Origin of the sequence: Methanospirillum sp. (assembly GCF_028679455.1) — an archaeon.
Classification (GTDB): domain Archaea; phylum Halobacteriota; class Methanomicrobia; order Methanomicrobiales; family Methanospirillaceae; genus Methanospirillum.
Window position 1 is genome coordinate 1 of record NZ_JAJRBM010000216.1, and the last position, 3,159, is coordinate 3,159.

Here is a 3,159-nt window from a genome sequence, read left to right on the forward strand (position 1 = left end):
ATTACAGAAGAACGCCGGCGTTTGATCTCAATATCTCAAATTATGATCTGAATTCCTGGGCCTCTGAACTGATTGCAGGTTCCTGAACGGATTCAGTTCCGGCATCATACAACAAAGAGAGATACCTGGCATTAAATACCACTATCAGAACATCCAGGAAAACACAGACGAGGATCCGAATAACGGTCATTATTACATTTATTCCAGGAATAATAGCCTCTGCAATAATTCCAAAGATCACAAAAACCAAGGTTATCAAATAAATTCCACCAGAGAACAGGGCAGTAAGAAAGAGCAGGAGAAGAAGGGACAGGAGATACCGAACCCATCCAATATCACCTATCTTTGCGAGGAGTGCAGATATTTCAAATGCAGATCTGACACTCCCAGTACGGCAGAACCGTATAAGACCGATAAAACTGATTGTACATAATATGATGTATAGCAGCATGGACAGAACAAATCCCCCGATTACAATACCTATGGTTTGGAGTAGTTCGGGTGAGATCACCAGGGGTTGGGAAGTTGAGGAGATCTGGCGAAAATCCTCAATTTTTTGTTGTAATGGGAGAAGCACAGTCAAGACACCTATCAATACAGGAATTACACTATATCCAAGACCAATTACCGAAAGAATAAACCCATCCCGAAAAAGAGTCTTCATGTCTCGAACAGGTGGGGCTGGTGAGATACCCCGGTATATCCGGGCAACATACCCGGACTGCAATATCATCAATAGTACCCCCACAGCGATCAGTATGATTACAACATACAATGAATACGGGTAGATAGACTGTGGGAGAGATACCGGATCTCCCAATTGTAACCCATGAAAATATTTGTGAACGAGTGATTTTTGTCCTACGTCAATCAGAAAATTCCCAATTCCAAGTATTGATAGGAGAATCCACGTTCCTGGTTGCCGAATCACTCCCTCAATCACATACTGAAAGGTTGATGATATTCTCTCTGAGGTATCCATAGGGATCAGTAATACTATTTGGGATTTTGATGACATTTAATAATTATTATATGCTTTTCTTGTGAGGATCATATCTGGATCTGGTTTTCTCACCAGGAGAAAAACCTGCGATTCTCATGGGAATGGTGTTTATGTCTGTCGGTTCAGAAATCAGGACGCTGCTCGTTCATCCGGCATCGTTTTTTACGCTGAAACAGGAAGAAGGAGTTAAGCGATCGCTCCTTTTATTTTGTATCCTCTCGCTGGGTGTCGTATTCAGTTATGCACTCTCTACCATTGTCTTTTCGTTCATGAATCCACGTATGAGTCCGGCGATATTCATGGATCTGTTCCCCGAATATGGTCAGACCCTACTAATCTTCTTCCTTCGTTATATCGGATTGATTTTAGGTCTAATAATCATCACATACCTGGGTTTTCGCCTTTTCAGATTACCAGCAACGATTCAAAAGACAACACTCATTTTCTGTTATGCACAAACTCCATTGGCTCTTCTTATCATCGGCCAGTTATTATTAACCATTGTTGCAGCGTTTATAACCCGTTTATTTACCCCGTTTTTTGTAACCCTCTATATTTTCACCTGTTTACCACTCATCGGGATCATCTGGATGAGCATCATTGCGATCAGGGGATTTCATGAATTTCAGATTCTCACGAATATGAGGCAATATTTTGAGATTGCAGTCATTATACTCATATTAGGTTGTGGATTTCTCTTTACACTAGGATTCTTAGCCTTTGCTGGACTTTCACCAGATAAACTGACCTCGGAAACGAAAACTCTGATTCAGAGTGAGACGGTCTTCCCGACTCCGAATAATACCTGGTCGCAGTATCGAAATGAGGGTATGGGAATTGAATTTCTCTTCCCTGCCGACTGGAAGGTGAACACAACCAGAACTACGAAAGAATCACAGATCTGGTATGTTATCACTTCGGGGAATAAACGCGAAGAAAACCGTTCATCCATCGGCGAAAAAGGTACGCTCAGTCAGATGATGTCAGAACGCTCGCATCATTATATGTGGCCGATCAAGGTGACCGGAAGTCCGGTAGGATCCCGATCTCTTGACGAGGCAGTGAGGGCTGATATTGCCCAGCAGACACTCCTAAACTATGATATGCTCAACCAATCGCCAATCAGAATTGATAACCGGACCGGAACTATCGTACATATGCAGAGGGTATCTGAACAAACAAACTCCATTTTCTGGGGAAATCAGATCCTCTCTATGAAAGGTGAACCTGAAGTATCAGAATATGAAGATCTTGTCTGGGTTGATGCAAATGGCATGCGGTATTCATTTCAAATGACTTTCTTTGCAGCAGGTTATGATCAGTATCGCCAGGAGTTTTCTGATCTTCTTGATTCTATCAGGTTTACAGAGGTATCTCCCGTGATATGAACTCTGCTGTTCATGACACAGTGTCATACATATTTCGAGCTAAATTCAGGTTCATAGTACGAATGTATGGATCATAACATGTCTAATCATCATGAATCAACTACCTGACCATTCTCTCTGGTTCTTCTGGATACTAATTGGTATTGGGATTTTCGTTCTCATCCCGATAACTTCAGGAACCGGAACCCAGGAGGATCCTGCTACTCCCAACCTGTCTCCCTATACCCAATATGCGCAATGGGGGAGATATGGATCAGAACCTGGAGAATTTGATGATATCACTGACATCACAACCGGACCAGATGGAACCATTTATGTATCAGATCATGGAAACAACCGGATTCAGGCATTTTCAGAAAATGGGACTTTTTTACAATCATGGGGTGAATGGAACCCGGATAACCGATTATTGATAAATCCCGGAGGACTGGTGACTGATACAGGTGGAAACCTCTACATGATTGAATTATTGTTTAATCGCATTTTCATGTGGAATCGAACCAGTAACCAGACAAAAACATATGAGATTCCTGAAACCCTCGTTGGCAGGCATTGGGGAGAGAAAACGATTGCCCTTGACACCAGTAACAATATCTACATAGCTGATCCTGGAAACCGGACAATCTGGAAAACTTCACCAAATGGAGAATTTATTCAATCATGGAAATTCCCCTACCCTCGTGGGGAAGAACATCCACCCAAACAGATCCTCATTGATGACAACAATACGGTATATATCTGTGATTTTTGGTCAGAATACATCTACAC

Annotated in this window: 2 protein-coding genes and 1 pseudogene; 2 read left to right on the plus strand and 1 reads right to left on the minus strand. The window is 42.1% G+C overall.

All coding sequences use genetic code 11. The annotated features are described in order from the left end of the window. Positions 1 to 40 precede the first annotated feature (40 nt). Positions 41 to 1,018 (minus strand): DUF4013 domain-containing protein, encoded by a 978-nt coding sequence (locus tag LUQ50_RS07145; protein ID WP_367278972.1) that lies wholly within the window; start codon positions 1,016 to 1,018, stop codon positions 41 to 43. Positions 1,019 to 1,113: 95 nt separating this feature from the next. On the opposite strand from LUQ50_RS07145, the gene LUQ50_RS07150 reads away from it, so the two are divergent. Together LUQ50_RS07150 and LUQ50_RS07155 are read left to right on the plus strand one after the other, a co-directional pair. Beyond that, entirely contained in the window at positions 1,114 to 2,391 is a 1,278-nt protein-coding gene (locus LUQ50_RS07150; protein WP_300038315.1) for a Yip1 family protein, read from the plus strand. A gap of 91 nt (positions 2,392 to 2,482) precedes the next feature. Further along, positions 2,483 to 3,159, plus strand: a pseudogene (locus tag LUQ50_RS07155) (hypothetical protein); the annotation flags it as partial.

Coding starts and splice junctions, on each gene's coding strand:
- LUQ50_RS07145 (WP_367278972.1), bottom strand. CDS start 1,018: ATGTCATCAAAATCCCAAATAGTATTACTGATCCCTATGGATACCTCA.
- LUQ50_RS07150 (WP_300038315.1), top strand. CDS start 1,114: ATGTCTGTCGGTTCAGAAATCAGGACGCTGCTCGTTCATCCGGCATCG.